General features: G+C 37.6%; 13 protein-coding genes and 1 tRNA gene. 11 read left to right on the top strand and 3 right to left on the bottom strand.

The features are described from left to right. The first annotated feature begins 175 nt into the window (after positions 1-175). Positions 176-1,885 carry a hypothetical protein gene (locus BR73_RS0125450; RefSeq protein ID WP_033168559.1) on the top strand — a complete coding sequence of 570 codons (1,710 nt, stop codon included), beginning with the start codon at positions 176-178 and terminating at the stop codon, positions 1,883-1,885. Positions 1,886-2,139: 254 nt separating this feature from the next. Here the strand turns inward: BR73_RS0125450 and BR73_RS0125445 are convergent, their stop codons facing one another. Both BR73_RS0125445 and BR73_RS0125440 read right to left on the bottom strand, forming a co-directional pair. Next, on the bottom strand, positions 2,140-3,327 hold the full coding sequence (locus tag BR73_RS0125445; protein ID WP_033168558.1) for a hypothetical protein: 1,188 nt from the start codon (positions 3,325-3,327) through the stop codon (positions 2,140-2,142). Between the two features lie 42 nt (positions 3,328-3,369). Then, on the bottom strand, positions 3,370-4,029 hold the full coding sequence (locus BR73_RS0125440; RefSeq protein ID WP_033168557.1) for a TetR/AcrR family transcriptional regulator: 660 nt from the start codon (positions 4,027-4,029) through the stop codon (positions 3,370-3,372). 295 nt (positions 4,030-4,324) lie between these two features. Between BR73_RS0125440 and BR73_RS0125435 the strand changes: the two genes are divergently transcribed. The 3 genes from BR73_RS0125435 to BR73_RS0125425 all read left to right on the top strand — a co-directional run bounded on the left by BR73_RS0125435 (position 4,325) and on the right by BR73_RS0125425 (position 7,603). Further along, positions 4,325-4,409 (top strand) — tRNA-Leu (locus BR73_RS0125435). 268 nt (positions 4,410-4,677) lie between these two features. Next, positions 4,678-5,490 (top strand): acyltransferase domain-containing protein, encoded by an 813-nt coding sequence (locus tag BR73_RS0125430; protein WP_033168556.1) that lies wholly within the window; start codon positions 4,678-4,680, stop codon positions 5,488-5,490. 190 nt (positions 5,491-5,680) lie between these two features. Beyond that, entirely contained in the window at positions 5,681-7,603 is a 1,923-nt protein-coding gene (locus BR73_RS0125425; protein ID WP_033168555.1) for an HD domain-containing protein, read from the top strand. 121 nt (positions 7,604-7,724) lie between these two features. Here the strand turns inward: BR73_RS0125425 and BR73_RS0125420 are convergent, their stop codons facing one another. Continuing rightward, positions 7,725-8,504 (bottom strand): AraC family transcriptional regulator, encoded by a 780-nt coding sequence (locus tag BR73_RS0125420; protein WP_033168554.1) that lies wholly within the window; start codon positions 8,502-8,504, stop codon positions 7,725-7,727. 427 nt (positions 8,505-8,931) lie between these two features. Between BR73_RS0125420 and BR73_RS0125415 the strand changes: the two genes are divergently transcribed. The 7 genes from BR73_RS0125415 (at position 8,932) to ltrA (ending at position 19,271) form a co-directional block, all read left to right on the top strand. Continuing rightward, positions 8,932-10,080 carry a hypothetical protein gene (locus BR73_RS0125415; RefSeq protein WP_033168553.1) on the top strand — a complete coding sequence of 383 codons (1,149 nt, stop codon included), beginning with the start codon at positions 8,932-8,934 and terminating at the stop codon, positions 10,078-10,080. Positions 10,081-10,565: 485 nt separating this feature from the next. Continuing rightward, positions 10,566-11,612, top strand: coding sequence for a LacI family DNA-binding transcriptional regulator (locus BR73_RS0125410; RefSeq protein WP_051685579.1), 1,047 nt, complete (start codon positions 10,566-10,568; stop codon positions 11,610-11,612). A gap of 63 nt (positions 11,613-11,675) precedes the next feature. Beyond that, positions 11,676-12,590, top strand: coding sequence for an ABC transporter permease subunit (locus BR73_RS0125405; protein WP_033168552.1), 915 nt, complete (start codon positions 11,676-11,678; stop codon positions 12,588-12,590). Positions 12,591-12,611: 21 nt separating this feature from the next. Beyond that, on the top strand, positions 12,612-13,556 hold the full coding sequence (locus BR73_RS0125400; RefSeq protein WP_051685578.1) for a carbohydrate ABC transporter permease: 945 nt from the start codon (positions 12,612-12,614) through the stop codon (positions 13,554-13,556). Positions 13,557-13,607: 51 nt separating this feature from the next. Beyond that, on the top strand, positions 13,608-15,164 hold the full coding sequence (locus BR73_RS0125395; RefSeq protein ID WP_033168551.1) for an ABC transporter substrate-binding protein: 1,557 nt from the start codon (positions 13,608-13,610) through the stop codon (positions 15,162-15,164). 1,025 nt (positions 15,165-16,189) lie between these two features. Next, complete coding sequence (locus BR73_RS27985) at positions 16,190-17,389, top strand: DUF6273 domain-containing protein (RefSeq protein ID WP_051685418.1); 1,200 nt, start codon at positions 16,190-16,192, stop codon at positions 17,387-17,389. Positions 17,390-17,858: 469 nt separating this feature from the next. Beyond that, a complete protein-coding gene (ltrA, locus tag BR73_RS0125385; RefSeq protein ID WP_033164413.1) occupies positions 17,859-19,271 on the top strand; it encodes a group II intron reverse transcriptase/maturase in 1,413 nt (470 codons plus the stop codon). Positions 19,272-19,312: the final 41 nt, after the last annotated feature.

Here is a 19,312-nt window from a genome sequence, read left to right as displayed (position 1 = left end):
TTTTTTCGGATATAAAAGGTTAATACATAGGGCAATTTTATATTTGGAATAGGTTAAAATGCTCAGTTCAACTTATACTGAGAATGTAAAAACCTCAATAGAATAAATATTTTTTACATTCTTCACTGAAGTTAGGTAACAAATCTACTGATTCAGTAACAAGAGAGGAGTAATTATGAGGTATAATAATTTTAACGCCAGTATTTATTGTCCGGTAGGAAATCTGATTTCCATAAAAGATTTCGTGGAATTTGACAGAAAATTTCAGCTGATTGAGAAGAATATTAAAGTAGGTAAAGTTTATCTGGAAACCTACCGTGGCGGCAGGATGATAAGCCATGAACAAATGGCCTTGGTGAAAGACTTCTTCTTAAAAAAAGGCATTGAAGTAGCCGGAGGTATTACAACTGACGGAGAGCACGATCCGCTGGAGGGCGGGTTCAGCCCTCAATGCTACACCTCCGAAGAGGTAGCTGAAAGGATGAGGAAGGTAGTAACTCTCACCAGTGAACTGTTTGATGAGTTTATACTGGATGATTTCTATTTTACCAATTGCCGTTGTGATAGCTGCATAGAGGCAAAAGGAGATAAGTCCTGGTCAGATTTCCGAATATCCCTTCTGCAGGATTTTTCGGAAAATGTAATCTTAAAAACTGCCAGGGAGGTTAATCCTAAAGTAAAAGTTATTATCAAATTTCCTAACTGGTATGAGCATTTTCAGGATGCCGGTTATAACCTGGAAGATGAACCGAAAGTTTTTGATTATATTTATACGGGAACTGAAACCCGTAATCCTACTTATACCCAGCAGCACCTGCCGAAATATTTAAGCTACTTTATTATGCGTTATTTTGAAAATGTTGCACCTGACCGCAATCTTGGCGGCTGGTTTGACCCATATGAATGCTCTTATAATTTGACTTCGTATATCGATCAGGGCTATCTCACCTTATTTGGAAAGGCAAAGGAGGCAATGTTGTTCTGTCTTGGCTCCTTAATTGATGATAAGTCTTATACTACCTTTCCCCCTGCAATTGGTCAGGTATTTAATGATACGGACCGTTACATAGAAGAGCTTGGAAATCCTGTGGGAGTTGCTACCTATGTACCTTATCATAGCTTTGGCGAAGATTTTCTCCATAACTATATTGGAATGTGCGGAGTACCTTTGGAACCATATCCGGAATATCCTTACGAAGCTAAAACGATTCTGCTTACAGCAAATGCAGCAAAGGATGTTCATATTGTTGAAAAGATAAAGCAGAGCTTAAAGACAGGTGCAGATGTTATGGTAACCTCCGGCCTTGTAAGAAAGTTAGGAGAGGCTTTTCACGAATTAGCCCATATATCCTATACAGATAACAAAGTGCTGGCCAACCGTTATATGTGTTCGGAGGACGGCGGTATAACTCTGGGAGGCAATTTGGAAGCCTCCAAAGAAATCATCTTAACACAGCCGCAGTTTTTTACCAACGACGTATGGCAGATAGCAGGTGCTTACGGTGAGGATAATAGTACTCCTATAATCTTAAAAACGAAATATTCAAAGGGAAGATTATTTGTTCTGACGATTCCGGATGATCAGGGAAATATCTATCATTATCCCAATTTAATATTAAATACGGTAAGAGGAATCTTGAGCAAAGACTTACCGGTGGTGTTAGAGGGGGATTCAAAGATAACCTTATTTGTATATGATAATAGTAGCTTCATCCTTCGTTCCTTCCTTCCATATTATACGAAAGTATCTGTTGTAGTTAAAAAAGAGCAGGCAGTTCTGACAGACCTGGAAAATAACAGGACATTATCTGGAGAGTTGGTAGAAGGCGGAACGAAATTTACTCTTTCCTTATCACCTGGTGTGAATTATGTAATGAAGTATTGATTTGCATTCGATTTATCTCTTTCAATATATTCAGTTCATGCGGGAGTTTAAGCCGTTTGGTTTAATTACAGTACTTGATTTTAGACATCAAAAGAAGTAATTACAAGGTGTTGATAATTAAACAGGTTAATGCTAACGGGTTAAAAAGAGCAGGGAATGAATAATAGAAATGTATTTATGGAGCACTGATCATATAGCCAAAGATGTAATAAAAGGTCTGGTATCTGCAATTGAGATACCAGACCTTTTAAATACTACTCTAGAAGCAGGCTGTTAATATCTTGCCGCATGCTTAAAGGAACAGATTGCTTTGGGTACCCTACTCTGAGAAGCATCTGAATAGTGTCTCCATTACCGTATTGGGAATGTATTTTTTCATATACTGTAGTCATTTCCGTATATTCTTCCAGTGCCTGGCTTAGAGGCTGCATGGCAAGCCCAAGGTTATGTGCTTTCAATATATAGGAACTATAGAGCATGCCGGCTTCTACCTGACTTATTCTGCTGTTGTCTTTGGTTGTAAGGAGCAGATATGCCGGTGTATTTTCTACTGAAGTACGGGTGGATTTGATGAAATTATCAGTCTGAGCTTTTCCGTTGTTCATGGAGGGGAAGAGTGTTACTATGGTTTGCAGGAAATGTTTCATAATACCTTTAGTACCTTGCCCTTCAACGGAGAAACCATATCTGTATTTGTTCTTTTGGTACTCGTTGGAGCGAAAGATATCTTCCGTTTCCTTCATGACTCTGGTGGTATTTCCCTCAATCTCAGCTGCGTCCATAGCAAGTAGCCCGATGGACTGAACCTGGTCGGGGGTCTGATAAAGGAAAGCGCTTATACCTGGATACTCCTGGGTATCGGTTAAGATACTTACAGCATCTGCAGGCAGGAGGGTTTCGGAGTATATACCCCGATTGGTATCGGGGAGAAAGATCCCGTCATATAGAGGGGTATTCTGTGGAGCTGCTTTACCCAAGGTTATTTTGGCTACCGGGAAGGTGTCCATACTTGCAGAAAGCTTATCTTCGTCATAAATTCCGTTCGGAAAAAGTGTTATAGTAACCGGGGTTCCGAGTTTTTCACCAGCAATCTTTAAGTATTCCAGAAAGCATCCTTGTGTAATCATCATTTGTCTGGCATAGGGATCTACTTCGGGAGTGCATTTGGAGCTGTCAGCATACAGATAAAATACAGAGGAATTTTCTTTATCCAGTTTTATTTTCCAGGGCTGCATGTTGTGACCGTTAGCAGCCAATAATCCGTGGGCGGTCAGTTTAAGCCTGGGGTCGTCAAAACGGTTCTGATAAGATTTCTTCCATGGGTCCAGGTATGCAGTGTGTAGAAAGCTGCCGCTGATAGTAAATACGGATATCAGAACTAAAAGAATAAATAATATAATGGCGATTAAAATTACAGGTAAGTTCATACGTCCTTTCTTCATACTAACTCCAATCCATGTACCGCAGTACATATAAAAAAGAAATCATTTCCTGGTTAAAGAGTCAAGAATCAGGGTGAAGGAATCCTGAAGCAATTCCTCTCCGGTGGTATTGTAATAATTGCTTAGATAATTATTTTTTCTGCTTGCAGTGTTAAAGATACCAAGAGTACAGGACCATAGTATTAAAGCAATTTTTTCGGCAGGAATATCCTTTCGAATTACACCCTGGCTGACACCTGCTTTTACAAGCTTGATTAAGAACCTTATTGCGTCCTCTCCCAGTTCATAACATACCTCCTTTGCCTGCGTTGCTTCATCAGATAACCTGGTAATAAAATCCTCTTCCTTGGTCTGATATTCCATGATAGTGCTAAAATGATATGGATAAGAGAGGCTGAATTTGTGAAAGAGGAGAAAAAGGGTTTTTATACCCTCAAGTGGCTCCAGGTTATTAAGGGTTGCCGTTTCTGATTCCAGTAAATCAAGAAATAAACGATATCCTTTCGCCATTATCTCGAACTGAATCTGCTCTTTGCTGTTAAAATACATATATAGCGTGCGCTTGCTGAATTGAGCCTCCTTCGCTACATCATCCATGGTTGCAGCATTGTACCCTTTTGTAAAGAATACGTTTTCGGCGGCGGAGATGATATCCTCACGCCGAAGTTCTTTTTCTCTTATTTTTCTTTCTAAGTTTCCCATTTTCATCTCCTTTGCGTTTATGTGCAATAAAGTAAACTAAGAGTTTACCTAATTGTAATGTAAGAGAGTTGGTTTGTCAATTGTGAAAATAAGTTTCGTTGATGGGGTAAAGTATAATTATGAAGGAATATGGATAATTAAGTATTTGTGTGGTAAATAACTACAAAATGACTCTTGTTATATGAAAAAAGTTAAAATATATTGCAAAAACATGTTGCATTATCAAAATAAGTTTGTTATAATATAATTCGTTCGCTGGTGAAATATGAAGTGAACACTCTACATTTATAGTTGTGCAGTCGTGGCGGAATTGGCATACGCGCTAGACTAAGGATCTAGTGAGCATTGCGCTCGTACGGGTTCAAGTCCCGTCGACTGCAGTTTAAAAGTCTTGAATATTCAAGGCTTTTTCATTTTGTGTTGCATAATGTTTAAACTAATCTAAACATCTTTTATTCTTCCTTTTTGTACAAGGTTAACTGGACCTTAAATTTTGCATAGAAAGTCTTGTCTTCATGATTTTTTTCATTTGTTTCTCCAACATATCATCTGTTATAAAAATACTACAATGAAAGTACAAAGAAATGTAAGATATGTTATAATGTAAATATCTAAAAAAGACAAACTGGAAGGTATGGTGGTATAAGCATGACAGTGAAGGAATTAACCAGAGCATTAGAGATTCCTGACGAAGTAAGTGTGGAATTATCCAATTATGCTAACAATAGAAATTGTGAAGTTCCCAATTTCATTATAAATAAAATACTGCAACGCAAGGAATGGGATGAGGGAATAAAGGAATTACAGGAGATTCTGGGCGATGATTCTGATGGCATAAAAATACTATGGGAATTGTTAAATATTATCGCTAACTATTCATACCAGGAATATGTGAAGAGAGGAATAGTAGAAGATATTTTTACTGCAACTATGAGATTTTGTACGAGATTCCTAAATGAACATTATCGAACCTTTCATACATATAAATTTGTTTGGGCTTGGTGGTTTCCTCGACAGATTTCACTGAACGAATTTCGTATAGGTGCACTGGAATATGAGTTCGTGAATGGGGAGAACAAGGAGATTGCTGTTCACATTCCATCAGATGCTGATTTGCAAAAAGAAGCTGTTACACAGTCGTTAAAGGATTTTTTTCAATTCAGAAAATCCTATTTTTCTGAATGGGAGAATGTTAAACTCACCTGCGATTCATGGATGCTGATGCCGGAATTGAAGGAGTTATTGGGGGAGTATTCAAATATAGTTGGGTTTCAGAACCTGTTTGAGATTGATACGATGGATTATGATGCAACATGGTATATGGGGTGGATTTTTCCTGGGTATGAAAATGTAAATGAATCATTACCGGAGCGTACATCTCTCCAGCGCAGAATGAAAAAATATTTACTGGATGGAAAGCGATTTGGTATTGCGAAGGGGCATTTAAAGAATATTGAGTAGGTCACCTATAAACGGATTATATGGTTATATATAATTACATAGTTATATGAATGTAAAATATAAGATATTGAATCAGAAATCAATGGATGAAGTCAATCACCAAAGCGTGATTGGCTTTCTTTTGCCTGAATCAGTAGAATTATCAATGGAGATACTTTATAATAGATAAAAAAACAGTAGGAGGCTTGACTTGAGAAAAGGCATTTATCTGAACGATTCCATTCATGGTCTGATCGCATTGACAGAATATGAAAGAAGAATTGTCTCAACTATTGGTTTTAACCGTCTTCATGACGTGTATCAGAATTCAACGGTATATCTTACCTTTCCAACCAATCGAACCAAACGTTTTGAACATTCTGTTGGAACAATGAAGCTCTGTTCTGACATGTTTTTTCAATCGTTATTAAATACAACAGATTCAATGTTAAGAGAATTCTTTGATATCTTTGATAAAGAATACGAGGAGATTTTAGGCAGACTGGGACAGCAGACGGAGGTTTGTACTGAAAAATTGGGCGGCAGGCTACCAAAGGAGATGCCACAGATTGAATTGGATAAATTAAGGCATTCCCTGATACCCAACAACATTCCCAAACAGAATAAATTTACGCATCTCGTACTTATCCAATCAATCCGTGCAGCAGCGTTGCTACATGATATTGGTCATCCTCCCTTTAGCCATATTGTGGAATTTGCGTTAAAGGATGTTTACCTGGAATACAAAGAGAAAGCAGTTAACGAAAAGGATAGTGCAAAAGAATTTGTTGATATTATGTCCAAATACTTTGAGGGGAATAGGAAATTACACGAACAGATGGGCGATGAGATCAGCGAAGGAATATTAAGCAAAATTATTGCACCATTTTCAGAAGATACCGGGCAATATGATGAGAATCTATTTGAAGTGCTTGTATTAGAAAGTGTAAAGAGGATTTTTGCTGAAGAAGGAGCCTTCAAATATATTCATAGAATTCTTGATTCCAGTTTAGACGGAGACCGTCTGGATTATGCGACGAGAGATGTAATCAATTCGGGAAAGGATTCCGGAAAAATAGAGTATAGCAGAATCATTAATGATATGCAGATGATTGTGGAGAAGGGAGAGATATTTTTCTGTGTTCCTTTAAAAGCAGTAAGTTCCGTAGAGGATTTTGTAAAACGTAGATATAACAGCTATAAAGATATTGTTTATCATCATAGAGTCATCCAATCGGATTATATTCTGGAAGGAATCGTTAAGGATCTTGTAACGAAATATCTGGATGAAACAGTATTGGAAAAACGCCGTGATAATGAAGTATTAATACCATTTGATATCTCAGGACTGTGGTTTCCGCTGGGAGATAAAAAATCTGCCATCAAAGCAAATGCACTTTCCCAATGGAATGACTCCTGGTTAACAACTGTCTTAAGGCAGATATATTATACGGAATATTATCATAATAAGATTGAAGAAGGCACCAGGGAGTTTGTGTTAGCACAGCGCCTGGCTGAGCTGCTACGTAATAGCAAACGTTATCATTCGCTAATTAAGAGAAGTGAGAATTTTAAGATTATTGATGATGCTGTGAAACTGGAGATAATGAAACGAAAAGATGAGGTAGAAGCGTTCCTTGTAAAGGAAAAAGAGTTATCCCCCATGGATAGAGCCACTGAGCTGCTTCGCCAAATGTTAGACAATACTATGAAAAATTCTTCTGGTTTTGTTTTGTCTTACATTTCGAGATATAAGAAGGATATGAAAATTGAAAGCTTTGAACAGATGGTAAGTGATATTGTTAAGGAGGAAACAAACTCCATCATTACAAATCTTAAGACGTATGATACGGTAACACTGTTTAAACGGATTTCCATTGGACTGGATTCACCGATTTATTTCTATAACCATAAGGAAAAAATTTGTACTCTGAAAGATATTAGCGGGATTGCTGATATTTTACAACTTGATTCGGATTATCTGCCCGTCTTTTACATTTACATTTTAGCAAAAGATGAGGAAGGAATTTTAAAGGAAAAAAGAGAAGAACTGCTAGGTGCTATTGGTAAACGAATCGGAGTTGAGATTATGGAAAGAATTCTTCTACAGCATGCCAAGGATGGTATTCAATAATTGCATGGACCGGATAAAGAACTAGATTCCGTCAGCTTCAGTACAAGGTGAGAAATAAAAACACAAAAAGAATCAGACTAAAAAGGTGATGCATTAGGTCTGATTCTTTTTTTGAAATTGTCTAGTAATAGCAATGCTTGCTGACCTCCTTGGGGGTCCAGCCGGATTTACTCTTAAATTCTTTGTTCATGTGAGATTGATTACAGTATCCGCTGTTTTGGGCGACTTCAAGAATGCTCTCTTTTTTTAGCCTGTGGGCAGCCCGGTAGAAGCGGCGTATAGATTGGTAGTCTTTTAATGAGAGACCTAGTACAGACAGGAAATCCCGCTGCAGCTGCCGGTAGGATATATTAAGATCCAATGCAATTGCAGAGAAATCACGTTCTTTATCAATTTCCTTGGTTGCATAGGACACTCGCAGCAGGGTATTGTTCAAGTAATGGTTCTGTTTATCTAAAAAACGTAAAATGAAATTTTCTATATTGGGAATCCAGTGCTTTACGGGATGTGGGAAGAGTATCTGGCCTAATCGGTAAAAAGGATTTTTGGAATCCAGTACTACGGTGTCCCTGCATACAACCGGTTTTAAGCCTGTAATAGAGTAAAATAATGTAAAATCCAGGTCTATGATAAACATTGCGATGTTATGAGCTTTTAAGTAATTTGGCTGTATATTAAGGCCAAAAGCTACAACATCACCTGCTTTTACTTTAAGCTTACCATAATATCCATAACCCTCTATAACATAAGCGATATGTACAGCAGTATCGGCAGGTGCTGTGATAAAACCGTCATTCAGTTTCCAGTATGAGAAAAGTTTAAGGCCTTTGTCCTGCAAGGCTGATTTTCTGAGTAATAATGGTTTTTTCATTCCATTCGCCGGTATAAGTGCCGCGGTCATAGGTAAACTCCTTTGCTGCCTAAATAAATATATTATTCCTATAAGAATGAATGATAACTTATTTCTCGTGGATATTCAACAATATTCGTGAGAAAAAGTATTTATGTAACAAACATTAACAAATGTACTGCTTATGTCGTAAATATATTATTTTGCAAAAAAGCGACATTCATTTAATTCTGACTATAAATAATTTTTTATTACAAAAAACGAGAAAAATAGCGGTAAAGAAGAAAACATAATATGACATGGTATGATAATAAATTAACAATTTATTGACACTATTTGTTTATTTAAATACTATATAGTAGTGCAGGTTAGTAGCCATTTGAAGTTAAGTCAGATCGTATCGGCACAATGTTGAGGATGATTTGCCTTAATCGTCTGGTAGTTGTTTTAAAATGCGTATAAATTGAAAGGGAGTAGAATGAATACTAAAAAATTAATAAATGCATTAAAGTATGTTTTTTTATTGACAGTAATTCTGGTGGGTGTTACTTTCAATGTCAATTCTGTTAAGGCAGCAGATGGTCAGATTAAAGCTGTCACAATGAAAACAGGAAAAGAAGACGTAACAAAAAATGCTTATACCGGTAAATTATTAGCGGAAGGCGATGATGGATATGTCAGGGGTTCTGTGGTTAAAGTCACTACAGACTGTTCTGGTTTATTACGTTTTCATTATCAGGGAACCAATTCAGACAGCGTTTCCATAAGTGTTTATACAGACGAGGCACTTACTGATTGTATTGCTTATACAAGCGTCGATGCTTCCTCGGATGTGGTAACAACCTTTGGAATGGCTATTCCGAAAGCTGGTACATACTATACAACAATTCAAACCTTTGAAGAATATGATATCGATTACACAATAGCAGCTGATATCTATTCTGCTGATGACGATGTGCTGACAAGCGGTAAGAGCAAGACTGTTACACTGTTGAGCAGCAATGACAGCAACTATTATACAATTACCCTTAAAAGCGCCGGAACAGTAAATGTATATACAACTTATGCTAATGGAAAAGACTGCTACATAGATGTAGATATCTATCAAAAAGTAAAAGGTAAAATGAAATTAGTATCAAAAGGAAGCTCCTTAGCCTCTGGCACCGTTGCCGGTCTGGCAAAGGGAACTTATTATATTAAGTTGTCCAACGGCAGCGATTCCTACTATGCGCTTAAATATAAATTTACCGCCATTACGGACAAAAGCGGCACAGCAAAATCAAAAGCAGCTACTTTAAAGATGGGTACCGCTACAAAAGGTCTGATTCTTACAACGGACAAAAAGGGTAAAGAAGACTGGTATAAGATTACTTTAACAAAAGACCAGGCAGTTGAACTTATATTAACCGGTGATGTATCAGGTGATATAAGCTTAACTTTCTATGACTCTGATAACTCACTTTTTGGAAAACTATACGTGAATGAGTATACTACAGAAGACTCCGGAGTACCATATGTCAGTACGAGTAAAAGCCAGAAATTGCCGAAGGGAACCTATTATTTAAAGGTTACAAAAGACGGCAGCAGCACTTCTGGTTCATATTCAGTTAAAATGAAGTTAGGATAAGAATAAATAAGATGCTACAACATGCACAAGGGCCTCGAGTGATCGAGGCCCTTATTTATGTTATGGAAAATGGAGGTTTAACACATAGAAGTACTAAAAGGTTTTCGGACATACAGCGCTGCATGACGTGACGAATTTTGTCTAAAACATCTATAGCAAAGCCTGGATTCAATGGCTTATAGTATGAAAAATGCACATTTTCAACGGTTTAACGAAAACGTTTGAGTAATTTATGTATTTTTTTAAAAAATACTTGCAAAATATAGTAAAAAGGTATATGATACAAATGTAAAAATACAACAGAGGAGAAAAAAACAAGAAGTATACATAATGTTTTGTTTATAATTACCTATAATAATTTAGTTAGAGTGTCACATTACACAAATAGAAATGAGATAACACTGATAAAATAAGCATTATTTTTTTGTCCAAGTTAAGAAAACGTTTAAGAAAATAAGGGGACTTTATAGTAAGGAGCTTAGACATTGGTTTCTATAAAAGACATTTCAACACGATGTGGGGTATCTGTAGCAACTGTCAGTAAAGCATTAAATAATCATAAAGATATATCAGCTGCTACAAAAGAAAACATAATAAGAATTGCGAAAGAAATGGATTACTTTCCGAATTCCTCTGCCAGAGCATTAAAGACAAACCGGACTTATAATCTAGGGGTTCTGTTTGTAGATGAGGCTCAGAGTGGTTTGACTCATGAGTACTTTGCCAATGTTCTGGATAGCTTTAAGCAGGAGGCAGAGCGGAAAGGCTATGACATAACTTTCATCAGCAGACACACAGGCCGTATGAATATGACCTATTACGAACATAGTAAATACCGGGGAGTTGACGGAGTGGTTATTGCATGTATCCGTTTTACAGATCCCCAGGTTGCAGAGCTGATTAACGGAGAGCTTCCGGTGGTAACCATCGATCATGTATTCGATAATCGTACCGCAATCGTTTCAGACAATGTAAATGGGATGAAAGATTTAATTACATACATTTATGAGATGGGACACAGTAAGATAGCTTATATACACGGAGCCAATTCTTCTGTAACCCAGAACCGGGTGGGAAGCTTTTATAAGACTCTCGGTGAACTTGGTATAACAGTACCGGATGAATATGTTAAGAGTGGAATTTACCATGATCCGGACACGACTGCAGTACTGACCAGGGAATTGCTGCAGCTTAAGGATAGACCGACTTGTATCGTATTTTCGGATGACTTCTCCTGTATCGGGGGAATGAATGCAATCAAAGAAGCCGGACTTCGAATACCGGAAGATATTTCAATCGCCGGTTATGATGGAATTACCCTGTCCCAGGTGTTGGTTCCTAAGTTAACAACCTTAAAACAGGATACCGGAGCTCTCGGAAGAATAGCAGCTGAGAAACTCATCGCACTGATAGAAAATCCTAAGGCAGCTATTATTGAACAAGTGATTATTGGAGGGAAGGTATTACCCGGTAATTCTGTAAGTAACCTTAAGGAAGGAAATGATGAAAGAAAGGAAGGAAAGGAAATTTAGTAACAAGCAAGAAGGCTGTTAGAAAGTTTATGACAATTTAAAACTACATAAGGGGGAAAGAAAATGAGAGATTTTTTACATAATACGTGGAAGCATAGAGCGCATCTGATTATGTGCTTGCCTGCAATTCTGGTATTGTTTTTATTCAGCTATATGCCGATGGTAGGTTTGGTAATGGCTTTTAAGAAGTTTGACTACAGTCTGGGTATTTGGGGCAGCCCTTGGGTTAGCCTGGATAATTTTCAATTCCTGCTGGCTTCTGGAAATACCTTTACCAGAATGACCAGGAATACACTGATGTATTACGCAGTATTTACGATAATCGGTACGACATTGAATATAGTGCTGGCAATTGGAATTGATCAATTTGTATTCAAACGTCTGGGTAAAGCATTTCAGAGTATTATGATTATACCGGTATTCATTTCCTTTGCTGCAGTACAGTTTATCGTATATGCATTTTTCAGCAACAACGGAATGGTAAATAATATAATAGACTTTATGGGAAACGATACAGTTCGCTGGTATACAAGTGCCAAATACTGGCCCTTTATCTTAACCACTGTAAAGATATGGAGTTCAGTAGGTTACGGCTCGGTTCTTTACATGTCCGTATTAGCAGGTATCGATCAGGAAATGTATGAAGCAGCACAGATAGATGGTGCTAATAAGTGGAAGCAGATATGGAATATAACACTGCCATCCCTTATCCCCATGATAACCATTATGCTCTTGTTAGGTGTCGGTGGAATCATGCGTTCTGACACAGGTCTGTTCTATCAGGTAACCAGGAACAGCGGTATCCTGTATGAGACTACACAGGTTATTGATTCCTATATCTTAAATGCTATCTTAACAACACCTGACTTTGGGTTTACGGCAGCAACAACCTTTTATCAATCCCTCATCGGCCTCGTTATGATACTGGTGGCAAATGGAATTGTACGTAAGGCGGCACCGGAAAATGCATTGTTCTAGATTAAAATTGGAGGGAAGTAAATGAGTACTATAGCAGCGAAATCCAATATAAATGATAAAGTTCGCATTCAAGTAAAGAAAAAAAAGGCCGGAGCAGGACAGTATATTCTGGGAGTGTTATTAGGCATTTACACCTTATTCTGCCTGTTGCCCATTGTACTGGTATTCGTAATAGCGTTTTCCGATGAAAAGAGTATCGTTTCCAACGGTTTTAGCTATTTTCCGCAAAAATTATCACTGGAAGGTTTCCGTTACGTATTTAAATACGGTTCCCAGTTAGCTGTTTCTTATGGTGCAACAATTTTTATTACAGTGGTAGGAACCCTTCTGGGACTGCTGGTAATGAGTCTGTTGGGCTATGGATTAAGCAGAAGGGATTTTCGTTTAAGAAAAGCATTGTCAATCTATGTTATGATACCGATGCTGTTTTCAGGCGGTCAGCTCGCCAGTTATATTATATTTACTACGGTATACCATATGAAAGACAGTATCTGGCTGCTTATTCTGCCGCTAATGGTCACTACCATGAACGTTATTATTCTAAGGACCTACATACAGATGAGTATTCCGGATGAGCTTATGGAATCTGCCCGAATAGATGGCGCCAGTGAATACAGAACATTTTTCCAGATTGTGCTGCCTTTAATGAAACCGGCTCTTGCATCCGTGGGCTTTATGATGGCTACAGCTTACTGGAATGACTGGCAGAATGCACTGCTGTATATAACCAGTGAAAGCAAAACACCGCTGCAGCTTTTGTTGGTGCGTATCCAAAGGAGCATAGAGTTTTTATTAAATAATAAAAATGTTACAGGTTCTGCAATGCTTGCTATGCAGCAGAATGTTCCGCAGTACTCCTGTATTATGGCTACCGTGCTTACTGTAGTAGGACCTATTATGATTGTTTATCCGTTCTTCCAGAAGTATTTTGTCAAAGGTCTTACAGTTGGTTCTGTAAAAGGTTGATTTTCATGATGCCAAGCATCTTGAAATATATTATTATTAAGGGAGGAAAATATGTTAAAAATCAAGGAATTAGGGAAAAAGATTTTAGCAGTGACATTGGCAGCAGCCATGTTAACTGCGACAGGCTGTGGCAGCAATAACACAAAAACCACATCCGACAGCGGTAAGAATGAGCCCACCGCAACAACTGCAGAAACCACACCGGACAGCAGCGGTGATAATACTAGTGATACTGCTATGACAACAATCTCTGTATACAGAGACAGCTTTAATATTGGAGCACCGGATACCAAACAGGTTAAGGCTGTTCAGGATGCTATCAATGCTTACATAGGGGATAAGATCAATGTTCAGATCGAACTCAATGATATCAGTAACAGTGAATACAAAGACAGAGCTAATCTTGCACTGGCAAATAGTGAAATCGACCTTCTTTGGACCGCTAACTGGATTGAAACCATCAGAACCGATGATCTTGTAAAGCAAGGTGCTGTATATGACCTCACAGAGAAGCTTCCCAACTTTGATATCTATAAGGCAATTCCTGAATGGGTATGGGGTTCCTCCGCATACAACGGAAAGAATTACTTTATACCTTGTTACAAAGAGTCAGCAGAAGGCTATAATCTGATGTTCCGTAAAGATCTGGTAACCAAATATGGTTGGGATTTATCAACTGTTAAGACCTTAAAAGATATCGAGCCCATGCTTGCGGATTTAAAAGCAGAAGGTCTGAAATATCCTTACCTTACACAGAAAACAGCCATGTTCTTCCGTTACTACCTGAATAAATTTGATTTCTTCAGTCAGGATAGCTTTATTGCAGTAGACAAAGATCAGGATGCGGTAGTAAATACACTTGCATCACCTGAATACACAGAATTTGCAACTTTAATGGGTGACTGGGCTGAGAAAGGATACATCAGTGAAGACGATGTAACAAAAGCTACAACAGATACTACCACTCAGACACAGGATTGGGGAATTTCCTGGTGGACAGATGTTCCCAATAATGCTGAAGCAAGTACACGTTACAAACAGGACGTAGAGATGGTTAAGATTACAGATAACTGGAAACAGTCCAATACTACCTTAGGTTCCACTTATGCAATCGCTTCTACCTGTACAGATGCAGAAGTAGATGCCTGCCTTAAATTCTTAGGACTCTTATATACAGACACTACTTTAGCTGATCTTTACACCTTTGGTATTGAAGGTACAGATTATACAAGAGAAGATGGCAAGGTTAAGAAAACAGATGCCGGTTTATATAACCACAGCGCTTGGGAATCAACATCTGTAACTGCTCTTTCTCTTGAAGTAGGTGAACCGGATAATAAGGTTGAAATGTATACTACTTTCAATGATGGTGCAAAGAGCTCCATTGCCAATGGTTTCAGATTTGACAAGTCAAATGTAGATGCAAAATATGTTGCTTGCCAGCAGATATTCAATGAGTTCGGTTTTACACTTGAAAATGGTGGAATTAGTCCTAAAGAAGTACCTGGTGTAATTGCTGAATACCAGAAAGCTCTTGATGGTGCAGGCTTCCAGGATATCTTAAAAGAAGCTCAGGCTCAGTATGAAGAGTGGAAGAAAGTTAGATAATCTTCTGTTGACAATTCTATTTTAAAGTGTTAACAGGATGTGAAAATTGAACCCCAAAAGGTATAATCACCATATAAACAGGGATTCTACGCTTTGATAGAATTTTAAGTTCATCTTGTAAAGTAATATTAATAAGGCTTAAAGGGTATGATTCTTTGGAATCATACCCTTTATTTTATGTTCTCCGTTGCTATATTAAGGTATATTCAATGATTACAAAAGAAATTTTACCAATCTGGAAATGCATATAATCACAGTATTAATAAGCGGGATATTCCTGTAGACTGATAAGGTCTCCTGGCACAAGTCAATGCAATTACGTTTATCAGAGCAGGAAAACTATAATAATATTATATACTAATAAATAGTCAGAGTGTAAAAGATATATTTTGTATTACATTAAAATAAGGAGTATAATACAGCTGTAAAATAACATAAACCTAAGCAATGAATAGGTTTCTGACTGAAAGTTTCAGAGGGAACAGGATTAAACGAAATGAAGAGCTTTATAGATAAAATTTTATCTTGAAATAAGCTATGACCCAGGAAAGGAGAATTGGAAAAGAGAAAAGGATTTGTAAATGGGATAAAGAGATAAAACAATATCTGCCTATAGATTTTATCTGCAAGAAGATAAAATGCTTAATAAGGGAATTAAGTATTTATATATCTTATTTATATGCAAATGCTGAGTAATTATATTGCTAATTGTTAAAAATGCAAGATATATACTTTTAGACAGCAATATATACAGATTGATTAGCATAAAATCATAACACCAAATTATCTACGGAAAGACGGATGTTAAAGAAATAAATAATATAATTAATCTGTTTTTTAGAAAATCAGTTTGTCGGATTATATAGTTAAAATTAAAGGAATAAATAATTAATCAAAATTGAGTAAAAGGACAATATTCAGCTGAACTTAAGTGTATTCATTTGTAAGACACCATGTTTAAATTTTTATGGCTATCAATATGGTACTCCCATGAATGCTCAGCTAATATAGAATGGGTTTCGTATATGAAAAAAGAAAAACCAAAGGTAGTTGAGAAAGACACAGACCAAATATATGAGGAATTGATCAATCTGATGCAAAGTACCCAGTGTATGACAATTACTGCATCTAAGGTTGAGATGTATAAGAATATTGCAGATCAGTTTGCAGAACTGAAGAATTTTCAGGAATCGGAAGCCTATGCAGAGAAATGCAGACAATTAGCTCAGGAGACGGAAAAGGAATTAAAAAAACTGGCATATGAAAAAGCACAGATAATTATGGACAAAGCCAGGAGTGTATCTGAGTATAAGGCGGCAGCAGAGGAGTTTAAGAAAGCCAGCGGGTATAATAATGCCGATACATTGGCAGCACAATGCGAAGATCTAAGTGCAAAGATTGAAAACAAAAGTATTAAGAAAAGTCTGATTCAAAAAATTAGTATAATAGCAGGTATTCTGATTTTGATATTGATCTCTATTCTTCCTTTCAGCAGATATTATGCAGCAAATACCCTTTTGTTTTTAAGAGCTTATCCGGCGGCAGCTAAAATATATGATAAATTAGGTGATTATAAAGCCAGCGAAACTAAGTGGAAGAAAAGTCAATATATGATTGGGCAGAATCTATATAAGGAAGAGGATTATAAAGGTGCTGCCAAAGCCTTTTCTTCAGCAGAAGATTATAAAGACAGTGAAGAAAAGGAAGTATTCATGATCAAACGGATACTACAAAAGGAAGAGCCGGGTGATACCGTTATGATAGGTGGTTATAACTGGATAATATTGAATAAATCAGAAGATAAAGCATTACTTATAAAGAAAGTTGCACTGGAAAAAAGAGCATACAATATAAACGCTGCCTCCATAACCTGGGAAAATTCCACCCTTCGGCAGTTTCTTAATAATGACTTTCTCCTTCAGACCTTCACAGAGAGTGAACGGAATAATATCCTCCAAAGTAATAACGAAAACAGCAAATCGGCTTATGGAACTGACGGAGGAAACAACACTCTGGATTCTGTCTTTTTGTTAAGTGCAATGGAAGCGAATGAGTACCAAAATCTTCTAAAGGGGTTTAAAAACAGCAGCTGGCTGCGTTCTCCCGGCTACTCGCAAAACAGCGCGGCATTTATGACAGAGAAAGGAACCGTGATGGACTATGGCTATATGGTAACTTCAGAAGAATTCACCGTCCATCCTGTGCTTTGGTTTAATATCAAATAAAGATGGTTAGAGTGAAATTATAATACATGAAAAGAGGAATTAGACGACTGGTTTAATTCCTCTTTTTATTGTGCGCCTGGCGGCGCACGTTTCTAATGGGTGAAAGTCCCTAGTCTGCCCTAGTAGTGGGAAAGACACAGCCAAGACCAAGGGTGTCGTGGGTGACTGCGAATCTGAAGGAAGGTGGAGGCAAATCTCTGGTCTGACGAACAGAAATCACATCAGGCTACAGTTAAGGATAAGACTGCAATACAAGTTAAAGTCCAATAACTACTCGGAATTAACTGTAGTAAATGTGGCAGATGGATGGAGAGAAAGAAACGTGTGGTACCCAGGGAGATCTCGTCAGCAAGTGAAAACAGAGTATGAAACTTGTAGTAACAACGAATGACGAGAAGTCAGCCGAGGTCATAGTACCATTTCAGTTGCAAATGATATGGGAAGGACTGAACTTTAGGAGGTACAAGCAATGAAAGTAACTGATAGTAGATTTAAGAACAGACAACTTCATATGGAAGACTATCTGCAAATGGTATCTGCGGAACAGAAAGAGGATGCAGAAGTGTTCGACTACGGGAAGATTACTGAAAAGAGCGGTATCATCACAAACTATTGGATGAATAATCTCTTGGAATTGATTTTGCGAAAAGATAACCTCAACAAGGCATATAAGCGAGTGAAATCAAATAAAGGAGCAGGTGGAACAGATGGAATGCAGGTGGATGAACTTCTGCCCTACTTAAAGGAAAACCAAGACACCTTAATTCAAGAGATAAAGGGAGGCAGATTTAAGCCAAACCCAGTTCGAAGGGTAGAAATACCAAAAGAAACAAAAGGTGAGTTCAGAAAGCTTGGAGTTCCAACCGTGGTTGACCGAGTTATCCAACAAGCAATCATACAAGAACTAACGCCTATCTACGAGGAGCAGTTCTCAGAAAACAGTTTTGGTTTTCAGCCGAAAAAAGGTGCACATGATGCACTGAAACAATGCCAAAAGAATGTAAACGAAGGCTACGTATATGTGGTTGATATGGATTTGGAAAAGTTCTTTGATACCGTATGCCAGAGTAAGCTGATTGAGGTATTGGGAAGAACCATCAAAGATGGCAGAGTTATCTCTTTGATACATAAATACCTCAATGCTGGAGTGATAACAAAAGGGGTGTTTGAGAAAACAGAGGTCGGCATGCCACAAGGTGGACCATTAAGTCCATTGCTAAGTAATATCATGCTAAATGAGTTGGACAAGGAACTTGAAAGCAGAGGACATAGGTTTGTCCGATACGCAGATGATTGCATGATTTTCTGTAAAAGCAAAAAGAGTGCAGAAAGAACCTTGGAAAACATCATACCATTCATTGAGAAAAGGCTATTTCTGAAAGTGAATAGGAAGAAAACGCAAGTCGCGCACATCAGTAAAGTTAAATATCTTGGATATACATTCTATAGATATAGAGGTAAATGCAGATTTAGAGTACATCCGAAATCCGTAACAAAGATGAAAGACGCAATACGAAATCTGACAGACCGAAACAATGGCATGAGCAACACAGCGAGAGAAGATAAATACCAACAGTTTGTGAGAGGATGGATAGAGTACTTTAAACTCGCAGATATGAAGAATCTTCTAAAAGGCATAGATGAATGGGCTAGACGCAGAATACGAGCGGTCTATTGGAAACAGTGGAAGAAAATCAAGACAAAGTACAGAATGCTTAGAGCCATAGGATGTGAGCATTGGAGAGCCAAAGAACTTGCCTGTAGTAGAAAAGGGTACTGGCGCATGGCGCAAGTGCTGAACCAGATATTTTCTAATAAAATAATAGCCAAGCTAGGATATACATCCATGCTTGACTATTATCTGATAGTTTATGAAAACTAAAGAACCGCCGTATACGGAACCGTACGTACGGTGGTGTGGGA

Source organism: Clostridium sp. KNHs205, assembly GCF_000702945.1.
Lineage (GTDB): Bacteria > Bacillota > Clostridia > Lachnospirales > Lachnospiraceae > Anaerocolumna.
The sequence above is the reverse complement of the archived record's forward strand: the minus strand, read 5'-3'. Positions and strand labels throughout refer to the sequence as shown.